17 protein-coding genes are annotated in these 21,260 nt (G+C 60.5%); 1 reads left to right on the top strand and 16 read right to left on the bottom strand.

The genetic code is table 11. From position 1 onward, the window contains the following. The 15 genes from RCI20_RS16285 to RCI20_RS16215 all read right to left on the bottom strand — a co-directional run bounded on the left by RCI20_RS16285 (position 1) and on the right by RCI20_RS16215 (position 18,381). A complete protein-coding gene (locus RCI20_RS16285) occupies positions 1 to 1,659 on the bottom strand; it encodes a long-chain-fatty-acid--CoA ligase (RefSeq protein ID WP_306607358.1) in 1,659 nt (552 codons plus the stop codon). A 24-nt stretch (positions 1,660 to 1,683) separates the two neighbouring features. Then, complete coding sequence (locus RCI20_RS16280) at positions 1,684 to 2,259, bottom strand: chalcone isomerase family protein (protein ID WP_306607356.1); 576 nt, start codon at positions 2,257 to 2,259, stop codon at positions 1,684 to 1,686. Next, positions 2,256 to 2,771 (bottom strand): DUF4442 domain-containing protein, encoded by a 516-nt coding sequence (locus RCI20_RS16275; RefSeq protein ID WP_306607354.1) that lies wholly within the window; start codon positions 2,769 to 2,771, stop codon positions 2,256 to 2,258. The genes RCI20_RS16280 and RCI20_RS16275 overlap by 4 nt, the downstream gene beginning before the upstream one ends. 29 nt (positions 2,772 to 2,800) lie before the next feature. Then, entirely contained in the window at positions 2,801 to 4,000 is a 1,200-nt protein-coding gene (locus RCI20_RS16270) for an acetyl-CoA C-acyltransferase (RefSeq protein WP_306607450.1), read from the bottom strand. Between the two features lie 37 nt (positions 4,001 to 4,037). Continuing rightward, the gene (locus RCI20_RS16265) at positions 4,038 to 6,437 is read right to left on the bottom strand and encodes a 3-hydroxyacyl-CoA dehydrogenase/enoyl-CoA hydratase family protein (RefSeq protein WP_306607353.1); all 2,400 of its coding nucleotides are present in this window, start codon (positions 6,435 to 6,437) and stop codon (positions 4,038 to 4,040) included. Between the two features lie 178 nt (positions 6,438 to 6,615). Further along, positions 6,616 to 7,911, bottom strand: a complete 1,296-nt coding sequence (locus RCI20_RS16260) for an OmpP1/FadL family transporter (RefSeq protein WP_306607352.1) — start codon at positions 7,909 to 7,911, stop codon at positions 6,616 to 6,618. Between the two features lie 137 nt (positions 7,912 to 8,048). Continuing rightward, positions 8,049 to 9,965, bottom strand: a complete 1,917-nt coding sequence (locus RCI20_RS16255) for a 3-hydroxyacyl-CoA dehydrogenase NAD-binding domain-containing protein (protein ID WP_306607351.1) — start codon at positions 9,963 to 9,965, stop codon at positions 8,049 to 8,051. Beyond that, positions 9,965 to 11,245: an acetyl-CoA C-acetyltransferase gene (locus RCI20_RS16250; protein WP_306607448.1), complete on the bottom strand. Its 1,281-nt coding sequence runs from the start codon at positions 11,243 to 11,245 to the stop codon at positions 9,965 to 9,967. The genes RCI20_RS16255 and RCI20_RS16250 overlap by 1 nt, the downstream gene beginning before the upstream one ends. Then, on the bottom strand, positions 11,245 to 13,599 hold the full coding sequence (locus RCI20_RS16245; protein ID WP_306607350.1) for an acyl-CoA dehydrogenase: 2,355 nt from the start codon (positions 13,597 to 13,599) through the stop codon (positions 11,245 to 11,247). The genes RCI20_RS16250 and RCI20_RS16245 overlap by 1 nt, the downstream gene beginning before the upstream one ends. Positions 13,600 to 13,668: 69 nt before the next feature. Beyond that, positions 13,669 to 14,346 carry a TetR/AcrR family transcriptional regulator gene (locus RCI20_RS16240; protein ID WP_306607348.1) on the bottom strand — a complete coding sequence of 226 codons (678 nt, stop codon included), beginning with the start codon at positions 14,344 to 14,346 and terminating at the stop codon, positions 13,669 to 13,671. 95 nt (positions 14,347 to 14,441) lie between these two features. Then, positions 14,442 to 16,649, bottom strand: coding sequence for a GGDEF domain-containing phosphodiesterase (locus RCI20_RS16235; RefSeq protein WP_306607347.1), 2,208 nt, complete (start codon positions 16,647 to 16,649; stop codon positions 14,442 to 14,444). Between the two features lie 99 nt (positions 16,650 to 16,748). Continuing rightward, a complete protein-coding gene (locus RCI20_RS16230; RefSeq protein ID WP_306607345.1) occupies positions 16,749 to 17,261 on the bottom strand; it encodes a dihydrofolate reductase in 513 nt (170 codons plus the stop codon). Then, on the bottom strand, positions 17,258 to 17,641 hold the full coding sequence (locus RCI20_RS16225) for a dihydroneopterin aldolase (protein WP_306607343.1): 384 nt from the start codon (positions 17,639 to 17,641) through the stop codon (positions 17,258 to 17,260). The genes RCI20_RS16230 and RCI20_RS16225 overlap by 4 nt, the downstream gene beginning before the upstream one ends. 102 nt (positions 17,642 to 17,743) lie before the next feature. After that, complete coding sequence (locus RCI20_RS16220) at positions 17,744 to 18,127, bottom strand: hypothetical protein (RefSeq protein WP_306607341.1); 384 nt, start codon at positions 18,125 to 18,127, stop codon at positions 17,744 to 17,746. A gap of 41 nt (positions 18,128 to 18,168) precedes the next feature. Then, positions 18,169 to 18,381, bottom strand: coding sequence for a hypothetical protein (locus tag RCI20_RS16215; RefSeq protein ID WP_306607339.1), 213 nt, complete (start codon positions 18,379 to 18,381; stop codon positions 18,169 to 18,171). 157 nt (positions 18,382 to 18,538) lie between these two features. Between RCI20_RS16215 and RCI20_RS16210 the strand changes: the two genes are divergently transcribed. Then, complete coding sequence (locus RCI20_RS16210) at positions 18,539 to 20,719, top strand: SulP family inorganic anion transporter (protein ID WP_306607337.1); 2,181 nt, start codon at positions 18,539 to 18,541, stop codon at positions 20,717 to 20,719. Positions 20,720 to 20,795: 76 nt separating this feature from the next. On the opposite strand, the gene RCI20_RS16205 is transcribed toward RCI20_RS16210, so the two are convergent. Next, positions 20,796 to 21,260, bottom strand: a 465-nt coding sequence (locus tag RCI20_RS16205; RefSeq protein ID WP_306607335.1) for an aconitase family protein, incomplete at its 5' end; no start/stop codon positions are given.

Genomic DNA, 21,260 nt, shown 5'->3' with positions numbered 1-21,260 from the left:
TCAGGCTCCTTCTTTGAGGGCGCGGCGCAGGATCTTGCCGACGTTGGTACGCGGCAAGTCGTCGCGGAATTCGACGTGCTTGGGCACTTTGTATCCGGTGAGCAAGGTACGGCAATGCTCGATCAGTTGCTGTTCGGTAACGCGCGGATCCTTGCGCACAACGAAAATCTTCACCGCCTCGCCGGAATGCTCGTCGGCCACGCCGATCGCCGCCACGTCGATGATGCCGGGGTGCATGGCGACAGCTTCCTCGACCTCGTTCGGATAGACGTTGAAGCCGGAGACCAGAATCATGTCTTTTTTGCGGTCGACCAGAAAAACAAAGCCTTTTGGATCGACATAGCCCATGTCGCCGGTGCGCAGGAAACGGTCGGGATGGAAGACATGCGCGGTTTCGTCCGGACGTTGCCAGTAGCCCTTCATGACTTGCGGCCCGCGAATGCAGATTTCACCGATCTGGCTCGGCGGCACCTCGATACCCTCATCGTCGCGGATCGAAATTTCTGTCGAGGAAATCGGCAGGCCGATGGCCCCGTTGAACTCGTGCATGTCGAGCGGATTGATCGTTGCGGCCGGCGAGGTTTCGGTCAGCCCATAGGCTTGCAGCAGCGGCACGCCCACCGTTTTAAGCCAGCGCTCGGCAACCGGCGCCTGCACCGCCATGCCGCCGCCTAGCGTGACGCGCATCGGCGAAAAATCGAGCTTGGCGAAATCCGGATGATTGAGCAGCGCATTGAACAGCGTGTTGACGCCAGTCACCACGGTCACCGGATACTTGCCCCACTCCTTGACGAAGCCCGGAATATCGCGTGGATTGGCGATCAGCAGATTGCGCGCGCCGATCATCAGGAAGGTCAGGCAGTTCGCCGTCAAGGCGAAGATGTGATACAGCGGCAAGGCGGTCAGGATCAGTTCCTCGCCCTCGCGCACCACCGGCTTGATCCAGGCATGCGCCTGCATGACGTTGGACGCGATGTTGGCATGCGTCAGCATGGCGCCCTTCGATACGCCGGTCGTGCCACCGGTGTATTGCAGGAAAGCCACGTCCTCCTGTTTCAGCTCGACAGGCTTCCAGCCATGATTGCGCCCGGTGGACAGCGCCGACTTGAAGCTGATTGAACCGGGCAGATTCCAGTCCGGCACCAGTTTCTTCACGTGGCGCACGACCAGATTGACCAGCATGCCCTTGGCGCCCAGCAACTCGCCCATCGGCGTCACCACGACATGCTTGATCGCCGTCTTGCCGATGATCTGCTGCAAGGTATGGGCAAAATTCTCGACAATGACGATGGCGGCAGCGCCGGCATCCTTCAATTGGTGTTCCAGCTCACGCGGCGTGTACAGCGGGTTGCAATTGACCACCACGCAACCGGCCCGCAAGGTGCCGAACAGCGCCACCGGGTATTGCAGCAGGTTGGGCATCATCAAGGCCACCCGCTCGCCTTTTTTCAGGCCCAACGACTGCAGCCAGCCGGCGAATGCGCGCGATTCCGCATCGAGCTGCCGGTAAGTCATTTCCTTGCCCATGCTGATGTAGGCGACCTTGTCGCCAAACTTGGCGCAAGCATCTTCGAACAACGCAACCAGCGATGGAATGTGGTCGATGTCGATCTCGTGCGGCACGCCGGCAGGGTAGCTATTCAGCCAGATTTTTTCCATGATTGTCTCCTCCTGTGTAGTGCCTTATTGACCGAGCAGCGCCTTCTTGAGTGAGGCGTCTGCCGGCTTGTCTCCCAACCAGACCTTGAGCAAGGCCCGGGCGAATTCCGGATTGGCGATCTTGCCGCGTTCCTCGCCGTTGAGCGCGACCTGCACGCCATCGGCCGAGAAATCGATGGCCACGACGTCGCCTTCGCGGACCTTGCCGATACGGCGCATGATGCCAGCCAGCGCATCGGCCGCCGGTTTCAGCGGCGCCAGTTCGGCCGGCGAATGATTGTTTGTCAGGCCCTCGTCGAGCGCCGAGTGCAACGCATCGGCATCGAGATCGCGCAACAGGCGCAGTTCGACGCGCCGCCGTCCGCTGTTCTCGAGAATGGCCGCCGGCGTCGTCATCCGCCGTTCGACGTACAAGGCGCCGACATAGACCTTGATGAACAACTTGCTGCGCAAACCGGCGCCATTCAGCACCAACTCCTGGTTACCGACGCGCAAGCTGTCGGCCACCCGAACCCCGGCGACTTCCGCCGCCTGCAAGCCGGGTGCGGCAAGCAGCGCCGCGATCAGCGCGGCATTGCGTACGCTGTTTGATGTGATCATGCTTTGTCTCCTCCACCAGTTTTGTTCCGGTAGTAGTTTTTATCGGCAATATAAACAGTTCGTTCGACGATGGTGTGCACCGTTCCCAAACTGTCCTTCAGTTCGACCGTATAAGTCCGCTCAAGCTCCGGGTTTATTGCCAGCGCCTGGCGAATGCTCGACAGTTCTTCGTCCGGCAGTACGAAATCGCCGTACAGCGTCGTGTAACCGGGCTTGCGATAGCGGATGCTGGCCGCCTTGTCCCAGACGATGTAATTGTCGCCGAGCGCCGCCATCAACATCATCGGATGCGCCCCGTCGGTGATTGCAAACAGCGAGCCGCCGTACAGCGAGCCGACAATGTTGCGCGTCTTCCAGCTGAGCGCCAGGCGGATGCGAATGTGGCGCAAGTCCTTCGCCACATGCACGACCCGCCCGCCGGTACCGCGAAAGGCCGGATGAAAATTGAAGCCGAGACGCACCATGCGCGCCCGCCAGCTGGGAGAAAGCCGGGCCAGCCAGGCGGGTTTCATGGTTTTTGCCTTTTTTGCACGGTCGACCGCTACAGACGTTCGATAATGCCGGCTGCACCCATGCCGGTGCCGATACACATGGAGACCATGCCGTAACGACCGCCGGTACGCTGCAAACCGTGCGTCAGCGTCGCGATGCGGATTGCACCCGTGGCGCCGAGCGGGTGACCGAGCGCGATGGCGCCGCCAAGCGGATTGATCTTCGCCGGGTTCAGGCCCAGTTCCTGGGTCACGGCCAGCGCCTGCGCCGCGAAGGCTTCGTTGAGTTCGATCCAGTCGAGGTCGTCCTGATGGATGCCGACTTGCGCCAGCACCTTCGGGATGGCCGCAATCGGGCCGATGCCCATGATCTCCGGCGCGACGCCGCCGACGGCATAGCCGGCAAAGCGGGCGAGCGGCGTCAGGTTGTGTTCCCTAAGCACCTTTTCCGAGACCAGCATGACCGCAGCGGCACCGTCCGACATCTGCGAGGAGTTGCCGGCCGTCACCGAACCGCGCGCATGGAATACCGGCTTCAGCTTGCCGAGGCGTTCCAGCGAGGCATCAGCACGCGGGCCTTCGTCGGTATCGGCGAGGCGCTGACGCAACTTGATGTTGCCGGACGCGAGATCGGGCAGGCTTTCGCTGATCGCATACGGCGTCGTCTCGGCCTTGAAGTGACCGGCGGCAATTGCCGCACAGGCCTTCTGGTTGGAGGCCAGCGCGAAGGCGTCCTGCGCATCGCGCGAGATCTTCCACTGGTTGGCCACCTTCTCGGCGGTCAAGCCCATGCCGAAGGCGATGCCGAGGTTTTCTTCCTTGGCGAAGATGGCCGGGTTCATCGACATCTTGTTGCCCATGATCTGCGGCATCACCGACATCGACTCGGTGCCGGCGGCGATCATCACATCGGCCAGGCCGAGGCGGATCTGGTTGGCGGCATCGGCCACCGCCTGCACCCCGGAGGAGCAGAAGCGGTTGATCGTGATACCGGGCACGGTGATCGGCAGGCCGGCGAGCAGCGCGCCGATGCGAGCGACGTTCATGCCCTGCTCGGCTTCCGGCATCGCACAACCAACGATGACATCGCCGATGCGCGCCGGGTCAATGCCCGGCACCTGGGCGACCACCGCCTTGATGACCGCGGCCAGCATGTCGTCCGGCCGCACGTTCTTGAACATGCCGTTACGCTTGGCAACCGGCAGGCGGGTCGCGGCGACGATGTAGGCGTCCTGGACTTGTTTATTCATGGTCTGTTTGCTCATTTTTGTTTGTCTCCTGACCCGATTAATTACGCAAAGGTTTGCCGGTTTCGAGCATGTGCTTGATCCGGGCCTGGGTTTCGGGGGTTTTCAGCAATTCGACGAAGAGGCGGCGCTCGACGGTGATCAGCCATTCCTCGTCAACCAGGCTGCCGGTTTCGACTTCGCCGCCACACAGTGCGATAGCGGCCGACTTGGCGACCTTGTAGTCATGCGCGGAAATCATGCCGCCTTCCTTCATGTTCACCAGCATCATTTCCAGCGTCGCGATGCCGTTCTTGCCGGCGACCGGGATGCCGCGCGCCATCGGCGGCGGCGCGTAGCCGGCATCGGCCACGGCACGCGCTTCCTTGATCGCGACGAAGAGCAGTTCGTTGGCGTTGAACAGGATGGTGTCGGACGGCTTGGCAAAGCCCATTTCGACAACTTCGACCGCACTCTTGGCGACCTTGGCCATGGCGATGGTCTGGAACACCGGTTGCAGGAAGTTGAACACTTCACCCGGCGTCGCCGACTGGGCGGCCCATTCGGCGGCGCGCACGGCGAATTCCTTGCAGCCGCCACCGGCCGGAATCAGGCCGACGCCGGCTTCGACCAGGCCGACATAGCTTTCCAGCGCCATGACACGCTTGCCGGCATGCATGACGAACTCGCAACCACCGCCCAGGGCCATGCCCTGCACCGCGGCGACGGTCGGCACTTGCGCATACTTGAGCGTCTGCGAGGCACGCTGGAATTTCTCGACGGTCTTTTCCAGCATGTCGAACTGGCCGGCAGCGCAGGCTTCGCCGACCTGCTGCAGGTTGGCACCAACGGCGAACGGTGCTTCGTGCCAGACAACGACGCCGTCCAGCGTCGTTTCGGCGTGGCGGACGGCAGCAATCAGGCCGTCGAGCACTTCGTCGCCGATGGTGTGCATCTTGGACTTGAAGGAAATGATGCCGATCTTGCGGTCGACCGCCGGCAGGCACCATAAACGCACGCCGTCGTTTTCGAACAGCGTCTCGCCGGATTTTTCCGGGGCGAGTGCCGTTTCACCGAGCACGCGCTCGGGAAAGAGCTGGCGCTGGTAGACCGGCAGCGTCGAGCGCGGCACGTAAGCATTCTTGCTCGCCGAGTAGGAACCGTCGGCGCTATGCACGCCAGTGCGTCCGGCTTCCAGCGCCCAGGCCGGCAGCGCGACGCTGCTCATGGACTTGCCGGCGGCGATGTCGGCGGCGACGGCTTGCGCGATATCGCTCCAGCCGGCAGCTTGCCAGGTTTCGAACGGACCCTGCGCCCAGCCGAAGCCCCAGCGCATCGCGAAATCGAGATCGCGCGCATTGTCGGCAACGCTTTCGAGCTGCACGGCGGCGTAGTGGAAGATGTCGCGGAAGATGGCCCACAGGAACTGTGCCTGCGGATGCGGGCAGGCACGCAGCGCGGCGAACTTCTCAGCCGGGTTGCGCATTTTCAGGATGGCGTCGACGTCGGCAGCGATTTCGCCGGCCGACTTGCGGTAATCCTGCGCCGCCAGGTCGAGCACCTGGATTTCCTTGCCTTGCTTCCTGAAGATGCCGCAGCGCGTCTTCTGGCCCAGTGCGCCCTGCCCGATCAGCGCCTGCAACCAGGCCGGCGTCGTGAAGTAGGCGTGCCACGGGTCGTTGGGCAGCGTGTCCTGCATGGTCTTGACGACGTGCGCCAGGGTATCGAGGCCGACGACGTCGGCGGTGCGATAGGTGGCGCTCTTCGGACGACCGATCTTCGGACCGGTCAGTGCATCGACTTCGTCGAAACCGAGGCCGAAGGCCTGGGTGTGGTGCATGACGGCGAGAATCGAAAAGACGCCGATGCGGTTGGCGACGAAGTTCGGCGTATCCAGCGCACGAATGACGCCCTTGCCGAGGCGCGAGGTCAGCCAGGTTTCGAGGGCGTCCAGCGTGCCGGCATCGGTGCTTTGCGTGCCGATGATTTCAACCAGGTGCATGTAGCGCGGCGGGTTGAAGAAGTGGATGCCGCAGAAGCGCGGCCGGATGGCTTCCGGCAGCCCCTGGGCCAGCGCGTTCATCGACAGGCCGGAGGTATTGGAAGCGACAATCGCGTCGGCACCGATGTGCGGTGCGATCTTGGCGTAGAGGTCATTCTTCCAGTCCATGCGCTCGGCGATGGCCTCGATGATGAGGTCGCACTCGGCGAGCAGCGGCAGGTGTTCGTCGTAATTGGCGGCGTCGATGAACTTGAGCTTGCCCTTGCTGGCGAGCGGCGCCGGGTCGAGCTTCTTGAGGCCGTCGAGGGCCTTCCTGACGATACCGTTCTTGTCTCCTTCTTTCGCCGGCAGGTCGAACAGCACGACCGGCACGTTGGCATTGGCGAGGTGCGCGGCAATCTGCGCCCCCATCACGCCGGCGCCGAGTACGGCGGCTTTTTTAACAATCAGCTTGGTCAAAGCTAGTCTCCTTCAATGGTCTTTTTAGACTTCGATAAAACGTAACGAATAAATAAAACGAACGTTTGAATTATAGATCGCGGCGTCTTTCGGTCAACTGTTTTATTGCGCCAATTTGCAAAAAAAACCCCGGACGGGCCGGGGCTGAAATCACGCAAGGATGTTGCAGGGAGAAAAATCAATACTGGTGATTGACCTGGAGCGAGAACAGGTTGGCGTGCGTCTTGAAATCGCCGCGCACTGTCTGCAGCGTGGCGGTTTCAGCCGTATTCATGACCGCCCGCGCCGTCGACACATCCTTGAAGAAAATGCGGGCGTAACCCATGTCGACCGAAGTATTCGGGCTCATCTTCCAGCGGGCGCCGAAAGCCAGCCAGGTACGGTCGGAATCCGGCACGGTCATCGTCCGGCTGGCCTTGTCGGGTACCGGCGTCTGGTCGTAGGCAATACCGGCACGCAAGTTCCACTTATCGTTCAGTTGATACTTGGCACCGATGCCAAAACGCCAGGTGTCATCGAAGTTATAGCGCAGCGGTGCGGTCGCCCGCGCCGCGCCGACCATCGGGTCAAGCGAACTGACTGAACTCCAGCCATTCCAGGTCGCATCGGCCAGCAACTCAAGGCGCTCGGTTGCCTTGTGGCTGAAGGCTAGCGAGAACGTATCGGGCGTTTCAAGGTTGGCGGTGATGTCACGATTGACATTGAGCGGTGCAGCAATTTTCTGCTTGCCTTCGAGGTCGAACTTGATCTTCGAACGATAGCTGACACCCAGCCGGGTCGCCGGCGTGAGCTGGAACATGGCACCGATATTCCAGCCCCAGGCCGTGTCGTCACCTTCAAGCCGCCCTTCTGGCGCACCGACAAACGGGGCATTCTGACGGAATTCGATTTCCGACTTGGCGTAGTTCAGACCAAAACCGACCGACACCTTGTCGTTGACCTTGTAGGCCACCGAGGGATTCAGGTTCATCTGGTGAATCGAGGTGTAACGGCCGGAGAAACGACCGATGAAGTCGTCTTCGTATTCGGTTTCGCTGCCGTAGGTTACGGAAAAACCCAGCCCCAGGCGCAAGGCTTCGGACACGGCATAGCTGTAGTACAGCCCCGGCGCCACCCCCGTTCCACCACCGTTGCCGCCATTGCCACCCGCAGTATGGAAAGCGCCGGTCGGCAAGTTGGTCAGCGGATTGATCACCGGCATCGGTGTCGTGCCGGTATTCTTGAACTTCACCGAACGATGGATTGCCGTGCCACCAACGGAGACGCTGTGGCCCATCGGCAGATAGGTCATCCCGGCCGGGTTGAAGAAAATCGTGCTGGCATCCTCAGCCACGGCCGCTGCACCGGCATAGGCGACGCTGGTCCCGGCAGCGTTCTGGTTCTGCAACTGAAACCCGGAAGCTGCTGCACTGCCGGAAAAAGCGAGAAATACGAGCGCCGGTATGAGGCGCACTTGGCTTCCTTTGTTGTACATCGTCTTGTCTCCTTTATTGTTTATATATTGGGAAAAATTCCCGGTACTGCCTGTTGAACATTAAACATCAAACAAACGTTTGAAATACTGTTTGAATAAAAAAAACCGCAGGGCTTGTTGGAAATTTGCCACACCCTTTAACGACGCCCCGCACGCAGATGCAGCGGCCCACCGGTGAACGGCGCAAAACCGGTGCCGAAAATCACCCCGGCGTCGGCCAGATCGGCATCGGCCACCACGCCATCGGCGACCAGCTGACTGCTGCGGTCAACCAGCGGTTTGACCAGTTTTTCCGCCAGACCTGCCGGTACGCTACCCGGTGCGGCTTTCTTCGCCTGACCGCTCGACCAGTCGTAAAAGCCCTGCCCGCTCTTTTTCCCCAACTGGCCACGGTCGACGCGCTGCTGCAGGCAACGCGGCGCTTCGGCGCCACCGGCCAGTTGCTGCCCGGCCGCCAGCGCGATGTCCAGGCCAACGGTATCGACCAGTTCGATGGGCCCCATCGGCATGCCGAAGGCGAGCATGGCTTCGTCCACCGTTTCCGGTGAAATTCCGTCGTCGACCGCACGCATCGCGGCCAGCATGTAAGGCGCCAGTACCGCATTGACCAGGAAACCCGGCGCGCTCTTTACCGGCAACGGCAGCTTGTCGATTTGCTTGACGAAGGCACAGGCGGCGCGAACCATCGTCGGATCTGCCCCCTCGGCTTCGACTACTTCAACAAGCGGCATCATCGCCACCGGGTTGAAGAAGTGGATGCCGACCAGGCGTTCCGGCCGGGCCAGCGCCGTGCGCAAGTCTTCCAGGCGTAGACTGGACGTATTGCTGGCCAGCACCGCCGTCGGCTTGAGCTTCGGTTCGATGGCACGGAACAGCGCGTGCTTGGCCTCGACACTTTCAAAAATCGCCTCGATAACCACGTCGGCATGCGCAACGCCATCTCCGGCGACATCGGGAATCAGGCGATCGAACGCGGCACGAATTTTCAGCGGTTCGCGCAGACGCTTGACGAACAGCGCGTGCGCCCGTTTCAGGGCCGGTGCCATGCGTTCCAGCGACTGATCCTGCAAGGTAACCGTCAAGCCGCGCAGTGCGCACCAGGCGGCAATATCGCCGCCCATCACGCCGGCGCCGATCACATGGACGTGGCGGGCGGTGAAATCACTGGCTTTGTCGTCGCTTGGCTTGCCGAAGCCCTTCAGGCGCTCCTGCAAATGGAAGACGCGCAGCAGATTCTTCGCGGTCGGCGACTGGATGATGCGCTCGACCACCTCGGGCGCCGCCAGCGCATTGCCGTCGTGCTGCTGCCACAGGTCGATGATCGCGTACGGCGCCGGGTAATGTTCCGGGCGTGCCTTCTTCGCTACCTGTTTGCGGGCGCCGTTGGCCACCACGGCTTTCAGCGGTCCGTTGAGCAGGCGCTGCACCAGCGGCAAGGCACGGCGCGGCTGCTGCGACAACAGCAACTGGCGGGCCGCCATTTCCATGACGCGCGGCGGAACACAATCGTCGGCCAGCCCCATGTTGCGTGCCCGCTTGGCGTCCAGCGTCTTGCCGGTCAGCATCAGGTCCAGCGCGGCGGCCGGACCGACGCGCTGCGGCAGCCGCAACATGCCGCCCCAACCGGGGAAAATGCCGAGCATGACTTCCGGCAGGCCCATTTTCGTCCCGGCTTCGTCCACCGCCAGCAGGTAACGGCAGGCCAGCGCCAGTTCCAGACCGCCACCCAGACAATGACCACGCACCAGCGCCAGTGTCGGATAGCTCACCGCGGCCAGCCGGTTGAACAGATCCCAGCCGCGCGCCACCAGCGCCAGCCCCTTGCCGGGGGTGTCGAGTTGCGAGAATTCGCCGATATCGGCCCCGGCGATGAAGCCGGCAGCCTTGCCGGAACGGATGATCAAGCCGGCCGGTGGCGTCTTGTCGAGTTGATCGAGGATCTGCGACAGTTCGAGCATCACTTCGGTAGACAGCGCGTTGGTGCTTTCACCTGCGCGGTCGAGCACGGCGACGACGATACCGTTTGCTTCGTTATTCAGTTGCCAGTGTTTCATCAGCAGGTCTCCACCAGCATCGCACCGCCCAGCCCGCCACCGATGCAGATGGTGGCGATGCCGCGTTGCGCATTGTTCCGGCGCAGCACGTGCAGCAAATGCAGCACGATGCGCGCTCCCGAGGCACCGACCGGGTGACCGATGGCCACCGCGCCGCCATCGACGTTCAGGCGTGCCTCGTCGATCTTGCCGAGCGCACCGGGCAGATCGAGTTGCTCACGGCAATAGTCGTCATCCTGCCAGGCAGCCTGGCAACCCAGCACCTGCGCGGCAAAAGCTTCGTTCAATTCCCAGTAGTCGATATCGGCCAGCTGCAGGCCGTGGCGCTGCAGGATCGGCGTTGCCGCATGCACCGGGCCAAGGCCCATCTGCGCCGGCTCCAACCCGGACCACTGGCTGTCCACGATTTTGCCGATGGGTTCGAGGCCCCATTTCTGCACCGCCTCTTCCGATGCGAGCAACACCCAGGCCGCACCGTCGGTGATCTGCGAGCTGTTGGCGGCGGTGATATTGCCGTACTTCTTGTCGAAAAACGGTTTCGGCTTGGCCATGCCGGCCAGATCGGCGTCGGCGCGCACGCCGTCGTCCTCGGCGTAGACCGTGCCCTGGCCATCGACCAGCGGGACGATCTCAGCGAGATGCCCGGCTTGCCGTGCAGCCAAGGCACGCTGGTGACTGCGCACGGCGAATTCGTCCATCTGCCGGCGGTTGATGCCAAATTTCCAGGCCAGGTTTTCCGCCGTTTGCCCCATCAACAAACCGATCACCGGATCGGTCAGTCCCTTCATCAGGCCGATGACCGGGGTCAACAGCGCGGCCGGGCGCAATTTCAAAAAGTGCCGGATTTTCTGGTTGACCGTACGCAGGCTCATCATGCCGGCGAACCAGCGCACCATCGCGTCCGAATAGAGCAGTGGCGCCCGTGACAGTGCATCGACACCACCGGCCAGCACCAGTTGCGAACGCCCGCACTGGATGTTGGCGATGGCCGAATCGATGGCCTGCATGCCGGAGGCGCAATTGCGCATCACCGTCCAGCCCGGCACTTTCTTGCCGCAGCCCAGGCGCAGCGCGACCATGCGCCCGATGTTGGTTTCATCCGGCGACGGCGCGGCACAACCAAGGATGACCTCGTCGAGATCGCTCGGCGCGAAGGGCTGACGCAGCAGCAGCGTACGCCCCGCCTGCGTGGCGAGGTCGGATGCCGCGAACGGCCCCGGCCCTTTCTGCGCTTTCAAAAACGGCGTGCGGGCGCCGTCGACCACGTAAATCGGCTGCATCACGCCGCCATCCGGTTATCGGCGGGCTTGTTGGCCGTCGCCACGCCGTAGTCGAAGGGGAAGTCATCGACCTGGACGACGATATCGCGCAGGTGATTGCGCCGTTTCATGATGGCGAACTCGGCTGGCGTAATGACACCTTGCTCGGCGGCCACAATCGCGATATCGCGCACATTGGCCAGTGGATTGTTGTCAAAGCGCCCGGCCTTTTCGGCCGCCCGGATTTTTGCTTCGATGGGTTCGGCCTCCAGCGTCGCCAGCAGCGCCAGTTCGATGGCCCCGACCGGCTCGTTTTCACTGAGCGGCACGAAGCACTCGGCGGTCAGCCGGTCGCGGGTGGCCGACGGCGCAATCAGCGCCTTGGCGACTCGATGCCCGACCTCGTCCGACGGCACGACGTACGGATGGCCCCACGGGAAGATCAGGCGATTGACCACGGCGGCGATGAAGCGCACCGGGAAATTGGCAATCACGCCATCGAAGGCCTGCTGCGTCTTGTACATCGCATCCCAGATCGCCCAGTGAGCGAGCGCGGCGTCGTCCTGCTTGCGGCCTTCGGCTTCATAACGCTTCAGGGTGCAGGAAATCAGGTACATCTGGGAAAGAATATCGCCGAGACGCGCCGACAGCTTTTCCCGGCGCTTGACGCTGCCGCCCAGCACCAGCAGTGACACGTCGGACAGGAAGGCAAAGGCAGCCGAAAAGCGGGTCAGTTGCTGGTAATAGCGCTTCATTTCCGGCGCCACATCGGTGTTGACCGCAGAAAAGTGCGAACCGGTCATGCCCAGCCACAAGGCGCGCACGCCGTTCTTGATCGTGAAACCGATATGGCCGAACAGCGCCTTGTCGAAATCGACCAGACCCTTTTTCTGGTCCGGGTTCTGTGCTGCCTGCATTTCCGGCAGCAGGTAGGGATGGCAGCGGATCGCCCCCTGACCGAAGATGATCAACGAACGCGTCAGGATGTTGGCACCTTCAACGGTGATGCCAATCGGCACCTGCTGGTAGGCTCGACCCATGAAGTTCGACGGGCCAAGACAGATGCCCTTGCCGCCGATGACGTCCATGCCGTCATTGACCACCTGACGGGCCCGCTCGGTGACGTGGTACTTGGCGATGGCCGAAACCACCGAAGGCTTTTCGCCGAGATCGATGGCACCGGCGGTCATCTTGCGCACGGCGTCCATCATGTAGGTGTAGGCGCCGATGCGGGTCAGCGCTTCCTCGACGCCCTCGAACTTGCCGACCGCCATCTTGAACTGCGAACGCACGCGGGCATAGCCGCCGACGGCGCGCGCCGTCATCTGTGCCATGCCGGTATTCGACGACGGCAGCGAGATCGAGCGGCCGGCGGCCAGACACTCCATCAACATGCGCCAGCCGTGACCGGCTTTTTCCGGACCGCCGATGATGAAATCGAGCGGCATGAACACGTCCTTGCCACGCGTCGGGCCGTTCATGAACATGGCGTTGAGCGGAAAGTGGCGGCGCCCGGTATCGACGCCCGGATGATCGTAAGGCACCAGCGCGCAGGTGATGCCGATGTGCTTCTTGTTACCCAAGAGGCCATCCGGATCATAGAGGTGGAAGGCCAGACCGAACACCGTGCACACCGGGGCCAGCGTGATGTAACGCTTGTCCCAGGAGACGCGCATGCCGAGCACTTCCTTGCCTTGGTAGATGCCCTTGCAGACGACGCCGCTGTCGGGAATCGAGGCCGCATCGGAACCGGCCCACGGGCTGGTCAGCGCGAAGGCCGGCACTTCGATGCCTTTGGCCAGGCGCGGCAGGTAATGGTTTTTCTGCGCTTCAGTGCCGTAGTGCAGCAACAATTCGGCCGGACCGAGCGAGTTCGGCACCATGACCGACACCGACAAGGCGGAAGAACGCGTCGACAGCTTGGTCACCACCTGCGAATGGGCGTATGCGGAAAACTCCAGGCCGCCATACTTCTTCGGGATGATCATGCCGAGGAAGCCCTTGTCCTTGATGTAGCGCCAGGCTTCGTTCGGCAGGTCGTACAGTTCGTGCGTCACTTTCCAGTCATCGACCAAGCGGCAGGCTTCCTCGACCTCGTTGTCCATGAAGGACTGCTCGGCCGGTGTCAGCTTCGGTTGCGGATAGGCGTGCAGCTTCTGCCAATCCGGCTTGCCGCGAAACAGCTCGCCCTCCCACCAGACGCTGCCGGCTTCGAGCGCATCGCGCTCTGTTTCCGACATCTGCGGCAGAACCTTGCGGTAAGCGGAAAAAATCGGCCGGGTGATCAGGCTGCGCCGGATCGGCGAAATCAGCAAAAGCGCAGCCAATAGCAGCAGCGCGATCAAACCGGACAGCGGTATGAGGCTTTCGAACATGGTGTTGTCTCCTTGTATTTTGTGTTTTTTATCGTTTATTTGCGGTCGACCGCAGCAGCCGGCAATTTTTCACTGCGGCACATCCGGAAACTGCGGCAACTGCGCCCGCAAGCCGCCCAGCAGGAAGGACATCAGGCGCGGCACCAGGCGGTCGATGCGGTCGGTGGAATCTTCGTCCTCGATCTGCCAGTCGGTCACCAGACGCAAGGCATCGGTGCCGGCAATGGCGTAGGACGTTGCGCCGAGCATGAAGTGGAAGCGCCAGACAATTTCGGCCTTCGGTACTTCGGGCAAGGCGCGGAACAAGGCTTCCTTGTAGCGATCCATCACCGCTTTGTATTCATGGGCGAGAAAAGCACGAATGAACTCGGAGGGCTCGGTCAGCGTGCGACCGAGCAGGCGCAGGAAGGTCACGCCGCCGCGTGTTTCGTCTTCCGCCATGCGCAGCAGCGTGCCGAAAAAAGCATCGACAATGGCCGATGGCTTGACCGGCTGATCGCCGGCTTCGGCCTCCAGTTGGTCGAGGACGCGCATGCGCTCGTCGTTCAGCCAGTCCAGGCGACGCCGAAACACTTCCTGCATCAGGGTTTCCTTGGCACCGAAGTGATAATTCACCGCCGCCAGATTGACCCCGGCCTCACCGGTAATCTGGCGCATCGACGTACCATCGTAACCATGCGCCATGAACAGGCGCTCCGCCGCATCGAGAATGCGCTCGCGGGTATCTGTGTTGCGAACCTCAGCCATATTGCCCTCTTATAATTCATACGTTCGTTTGAACTATAAGAAAAGCACTGGCGCTTGGCAAGCACTTTTTTATCCGGCGATATTTCCGTTAGCGATCAGCCGTTGCGCGCACGAATGAACGCCATGACCTCGTCACCCGGAATCGGCCGACTGAACAGGTAACCCTGCACCAGATTGCAACCGCGTGCCTTCAGGTAATCCAGTTGTTCCTCGGTCTCGACACCTTCGGCAATCAGTTGCAGGCCAAGATTTTGCGCCAGACCGATGGTGGCATCGCAAATCACTTGCCCGTCGATATCCTGGCCGATTTCCTCGACGAAAGAGCGGTCCAGTTTCAGCTTGTCGAGCGGGAACATGCGCAGATAACTGAGCGAGGAATAGCCGGTCCCGAAATCATCCAGTGCCAGCGTCACCCCCATGTCGTGCAGCACATCGAGTACGCGCACCGTTTCATCCGGTTGTGCCATGGCGACCGATTCGGTAATTTCAAAAATCAGATCGCCCGGCGCCAAAGAATGGGCCGTGATGCCCCCCTTGGCCAACAGCGCCAGATCGCTGCTGCGCATCTGGATTGCCGAAATGTTGATGCCCATCTTGACGTCAGGAATACCGGCAGCACGAAAATCCGCCAGTTGCCGGCAAGCAGCCCAGAAAACCCATTCGCCAATCGGCTGGATCAACCCGGTTTCTTCCGCCACGCCAATGAACAACCCCGGCGCCAGCAAGCCCTTTTCCGGATGTTGCCAGCGGATCAAAGCTTCCACACTGGCCACCCGCCCGGTCCGGATATCGATGACTGGCTGGAAATGCAGGCGAAACTCTTCCCGTCCCAATGCCAGGCGCAAGGCATGCTCGATACCGAGACGCTCAAGCGCCGCTTCGTTCATTTTTGCATCGAAAAACTGGAAATTATTGCGTCCGGCATTTTTGGCGTGATACATCGCCGCGTCGGCATTCTTCATCAACGCTTCACTGTCGTTGCCATCCATTGGATAAATGGCAATACCGATGCTCGGCGTGGTGTACAACAGATGCGGGCCGATCGAATAGGGCTCGCCAACACTGGAGAGCACCTTTTCGGCAATCGTGGCGGCCGAACTTGAGTGCTCCAGCCCCGTCAGCATGATCACGAACTCGTCACCGCCAAGCCTTGCGACGACGTCACTGTCACGTACGCATTTGTGCAGGCGTTGACTCACCTCGATCAGCAGTTCATCGCCCACATGGTGTCCGAGCGTGTCATTGATTCCCTTGAAACGGTCAAGATCGATGAACATAAGGGCTACCCGACCGGAATTTCGCCGGGCAACCGCCAGCGAATGCTCCAGTCTGTCTTTCAGGCTGTAGCGGTTGAACAGACCAGTCAGCATGTCGTGATGCGCCATGTGATGCAGTTTGGCTTCAGCCGCGCGCTCGGCTGAAATATCGGTGAAGTGGGCCATGTAGTAACGAACATTGCCTTCATCATCGAAGACGACTGAAATGCTCAGCCATTTCGGGTAGATTCCGCCATTTTTGCGCCTGTCCCAGACTTCGCCTTGCCAGTAACCGTTCTGCTTGATGGCCGCCCACATTTTTGCGTAATCTTCCGGCGTATTCCGCCCGGCCGAAAGGATGCTCGGGTTACGCCCCACAACTTCTTCCTGGGTATAACCGGTCAGCGTAGTAAAGGCTGGATTGACCGTCAGAATCCGGTTCTCGTGATCGGAGATCAGAATCGCCTCGCCACTGTGCTGAAAGGCCGTCCCCAGCAAGGACATCTCCGATTCCATCCGCCGGATGTCGGTAATATCCTGCGCCGTCCCGATGGAACGCAATGGCGTACCATCATCTGCGTAGACCGTCTCGCCGCGCTCACGAACCTGCTTGATACGCCCATCTGCCGTCAGCACCCGGTGCTCGATTTCGTAAGGCTGATGGCTTTCAATGGCATTCTTATACGCCTGATCCACCCGCTTTCGATCATCCGGATGCACCGTTTGCAGAAAACGTCCGTAATCACCCGAACCTTGCGTCGGATCTATCTCGAAAATCCGGTACAACTCATCCGACCAATAGACTTCCTTGGTCACGAGGTCGACTTCCCAACTGCCGATCCGGGCCAGTCGCTGCGCTTCATGAAGTTGTTTCTGACTGCGCTGGAGCGCATCGATGACTTTCGAGCGGCGTTGGTAAAACCCCGCCAGGGCGCCGAAAAACAGTACCAGCCCGAAGGCAATCAGCAATCCGGCCAGACCATATATCTGGAAAAACACAAATCCGCCCGCACAGCCAAGCAACAATAGCCCGATATGCTGCAGCATGCCCAATCTGCCTTTCCGGCAACCAGTCATAGCCAAAACCACTGTTCTAAAATCATTTTAGATTCATTCTGTGACGAGTCTCTCAAACTTCACCAAGCTTCATGCAAGAGAACGTGGGCTGGGTTGTTTGTACTCAATGAAACGACAAAGTACCCTTTCTCCCGACTTTTTTTCCAGATAAGACTGGGTACGCTCGGCAAGCACCGGCCACTCGGCCAGCGGAATTTCAGCCGGAAACAAAGTATCGCCGGCAAAATCCCGTTCGATACGCGTCAAGTAGAAACGCTCGCAATACGGCCATGCTGCCGCATAAATCGAGGCGCCGCCAATCACGAAGACCGGCTTTCCAGTTGCTAATGCACTACGCAATCCGCTTTCGACATCCTCGACCTGCCGACAGCCAGGGCGCATAACCAGATCCGTCCGGTGCGAAATCACGAACGAATCTTCCGGCACAACATCCATCGACTCATAGGTTGCCCGACCGATCAGCAGCGCGGCTCCCTCGACCATACGCTCGAAGTAAGCCAGTTCCTCCGGAATATCCCAGGGTAACCAGTTGTTCAGTCCAAGCATGCCGTTGGCTGCCACGGCGCCAATTGCAGCAATCATCCCCTGCCCTTTGCCCATTGCTCACGGGTCATCGACAAGGAGATGGCCGGTGTCGCCTGTCCGTGATAAACGTGCGGTTTGTGCATCGACACGAAGGCTGATGACACCACCGAGATGGAAAAAATGGCATCCATCACCTCCAGGATGCTCGACTCCAGACATTCGCAATGGGCATTATTCTCCAACTGACGAATCGCCAGAAAAATCACTTCGTAGTCGACTACCTGACGAATATCGTGCGGATTGGCAATCGCATCCATCGGCGCCCACGCATCGGCATGCACGATGACAGCCTGCGGCCCATGCTTTTCGAGCGGATTACAACCGGTCCGCAACTGAATCGTTGCGTCGACCGAAGCACACCAGTGATTGGCTAGCACCCTTTGGGCTCCTTTTCGCCGTTAAACAACCAAAAATCGAGCGCGCCGTCAGCACGCAAAAAAAAAGCGCCTGAGCGCCGTTGACCGCAGAAATTCAGCAACTCATGCCGTAATGTTGATCAAGGTTCCCGTTGCCTGTCCATCGACGTTCGTATAAGCAGACGGCGTTGTCGACGCAACGCTGGGAGAGGACAGCACATTGGAAATCTGGTTGCGCAACTCGCCCAATTGGGTGTTAACCGTATTCAAGGACGACATTGCAGCAACATTCCTTTGGGCACTATCGGCATCGGTACGCGCCTGACTCGAATCAATCTTCAGGTTCCGTGCATTGCCTTGAGCCTGATCGGCCTCACGCTGCGCGGCTTGCGCCATCGTCTGCAATGAGCGAGCACGCTGCTCGGCCTGCTCGGCATTACGCTGGGCCTGTTGCTGCTGCAACTGCCCCCACGCCGCCGAACTTGAACCTTGAGTACTCGAGATCATGATTTATTGCCTCAAACCCCTGACCGCAATGCGCGGCTGGATCAGGCCTGTACGTTGATCAACGTACCGGTTTGCTGACCTTGCGAATTGGCCACCGGACGCGGTGCTTCTTCCGTACGCTCTACTTGCTGCGCAGGGCGCGACTGCGATTCCCGCCGCTCAACCTGCTGCGGCGCTTCCGTTACCTGCGACCGACCGGGTTGAACACTGGTACTGCTATACGCGCCAGATGCACCTACTGATGCGATGTCCATGTTCATCTCCTGTAATTTATTCCTACAACCTAACTTTACACCATTCCTGAAAATTCGCCAGCCAAACCGGCCGGCACACGGCGTAAAACAAGGCTTGGCGGGCTTCATGCTGAATGCAAAAGGACATTCGCGAAGGACTTTGCGATAATCCGCCCCCATGCAAAAAACATCTTTGTGGGCAGACCTTTCGGCCGGTGCGGCGTCAGCCCTGGTTGCGCTACCTGTGGCCATCGGAGGCGGCATTCTGGTCACCGCCCCGCTTGGTCAGGAATATGCCAGTCTTGGCGTCAAGGCCGGTTTGATCTGTGCTGTGATTGCGGCACTGGTGACCGCCTGCTTCGGCAGCTCACGCTTCTCGATTGGCGGCCCCTCATCGACCACCTCCATCGTACTGGCCGGCGCGCTTGTTCATTTGACCGAACAGGGGGCCAACTCGCCTGCACGGATTGCCTTGCTGATGGCCATCGTCGTTGCCTTGTCCGGCAGTCTGCTGGTGCTTTCCGGCGTATTGCGCTGGGGGAATTTCGTCAAATTCATTCCTCGCCCGGTGCTGGCTGGCTTCGTCAATGGCGTTGCGCTACTACTGGTATATTCCCAACTCGGCGCAACGCTGGGCTTGAGCGAACGCTTTACGCTGTCGCCTTCCGTTCTCCCACTGATCCACTGGGGCGCCCCGCTGGTCACCCTGCTGACTGTCTGGGTCTGCCTGCTGGCCCAAAACCGTAAATTCCCGCTCCCTCCCCAGTTTGCCGGGTTGGCCATTGGTCTGGTGAGCCATTACCTGCTGCAAATGCTGTTCGGCCCCTCCGCCGTCGGCCCGGTTGTCGGCGAACTGCCGTCCATGACGGGCTTTGCCGGCTGGCTGGAGCCGGCCACCACGGAAGGCGCATTGCTGGATCTTCCGTGGCTGCAAATCATTGCCGCCACCTTGTTGCTCACCCTGCTGGGTGCCGTACAAACCTTGATGACTGCAGTCACCGTCGACTCTCTGGCACGCACTCGTCATGAATCCAACCGGGAACTCATTGCCTCCGGTCTGGGCAATATCGCTTCGGCAATTGCTGGCGGCATTCCGAGCTCAGCCAATCTGGGACGAGCCATGGCCAACTACCGGGCAGGCGCACAAACTCGTTTGTCAGGAGCGGTTAATGGTGCCGTGATGTGCGGCATCGTTTTCATCGCAGCCCCCCTGATCAGCAAAATCCCGATGGCAGTCATGGCCGGCCTGCTGATTCACTCGGCGACCGCCATGGTCGATCGCTGGACTATCGAGCAGCTACGCACCTGGTTGCGCCGTCGGGGACGTCATGAAGTCCGGGAAAACGTCATGGTGATTTCGATCATCAGTCTCGGCATGATATGGCTCAACCCGGTCACGATGGTCGCCATCGGCGTTGTCTTGAGCATGGGCCTGTTCCTGAAGCGCATGGCTAAAACCTTTATCCGGCGCAGCTATGACTGCACGTCGATTCGCTCGCTGAAGGTCCGCCCGGCCGGTTTGAATGAAAAATTACGCGAACACGGGCACAAGGTGCATGTCATCGAACTGGAAGGCGCGCTATTTTTCGGCACCGCAGATCGCCTGCGCCATGTGGTCGAATCCCATCACCAGCAAGCCAGCCACATCATTCTCGACTGCCGTCGCGTACGCGAATGGGATGCCACCGGCGTGCAGATTGTCGCCCAGTTGTACACGATGCTGATCGACGAAGGCCGCCATCTGTTACTCGCCCATGTGGCTGGCCGCAAAAAAACCCGTCAGCTTCTGGCTTCCTACGGTCTGCTCGATGTCATGCCGGCCAGCCATCTGTTCGCCGATACGGACCACGCACTGGAATATGTCGAAAACCAGTTGCTCTCCGATACGTCCCCGGAAGAAATCGAAACCCTGTCGCACGCAGAATTACGCGACACCACCTTGCTTCAGGGACTGACGGAAGCCGATCAACAGATCCTTGCCACCTACTTCGACACCTTTTCCGCCCCGGCCGGGCAAATCCTGTTTCACATCGGCGATCCGGGTGACCAGTTATTCGTCCTGCTCGAAGGCGAAGTCACTCTGGGCCTGCCGATCAACGGACGACAAAGCCTGCGCCGCTTGTTCACCATCACCCCTGGCGTTGTCTTTGGCGAAATGGCCTTGCTCGATGCCCAAGCCCGCTCGGCCTGCGCCGAGGTCAATCGGGATGCCAGCATCAAAGCCTTGTCACGCAGCAACTTCGAACGCATGCGAACCGAACACCCCGCCTTGTTTGCCCGACTGATGCAGAACATCGCCCACGAAATGTCCCTGCGCCTGCGTCTGGCCAACCAGCAATTGCGAACACTGGAAGATTGAAGACAAAAAGCCCCCGCCGGTTTCCCGACGGGGGCTTTTTTGCGGTCGACGCTCTAAAAACGTCGATTTTCGCGAATTACATCTCGACCGTAGCCGCCTGTTCCACAAACTCCGGAATCTGGTCGAAGTTCATGTAGCGATAGACTTCACTGGCCTTGGCGTTCACCAGCTTGATCTGCTCCATGTATTCCGGCACCGTCACGATCCGGCCGGCCAGGGCGCACATGGCGGCCAGTTCGGCGGAACCGAGGTACACCTGGGTGTCGATACCGAGGCGGTTCGGGAAGTTGCGGGTGGAGGTGGAGATCGCCGTCGAGCCCTTGCGGATCTGTGCCTGGTTGCCCATGCACAGTGAGCAGCCGGGCATTTCCATGCGCGCGCCGGACTTGCCGAGGACGCCGTAGTAGCCTTCTTCGGTCAGAATCAGCGCATCCATCTTGGTCGGCGGGGCGATCCACAGGCGGGTCGGGATGTCGGACTTGCCTTCGAGGACCTTGCCGGCGGCACGGAAGTGGCCGATGTTGGTCATGCAGGAGCCGAT

It is taken from the genome of Azonexus sp. (assembly GCF_030824335.1).
GTDB lineage: Bacteria > Pseudomonadota > Gammaproteobacteria > Burkholderiales > Rhodocyclaceae > Azonexus.
Note: the sequence above shows the minus strand (reverse complement) of the source record. Positions and strands in the feature narration are given on the sequence as shown.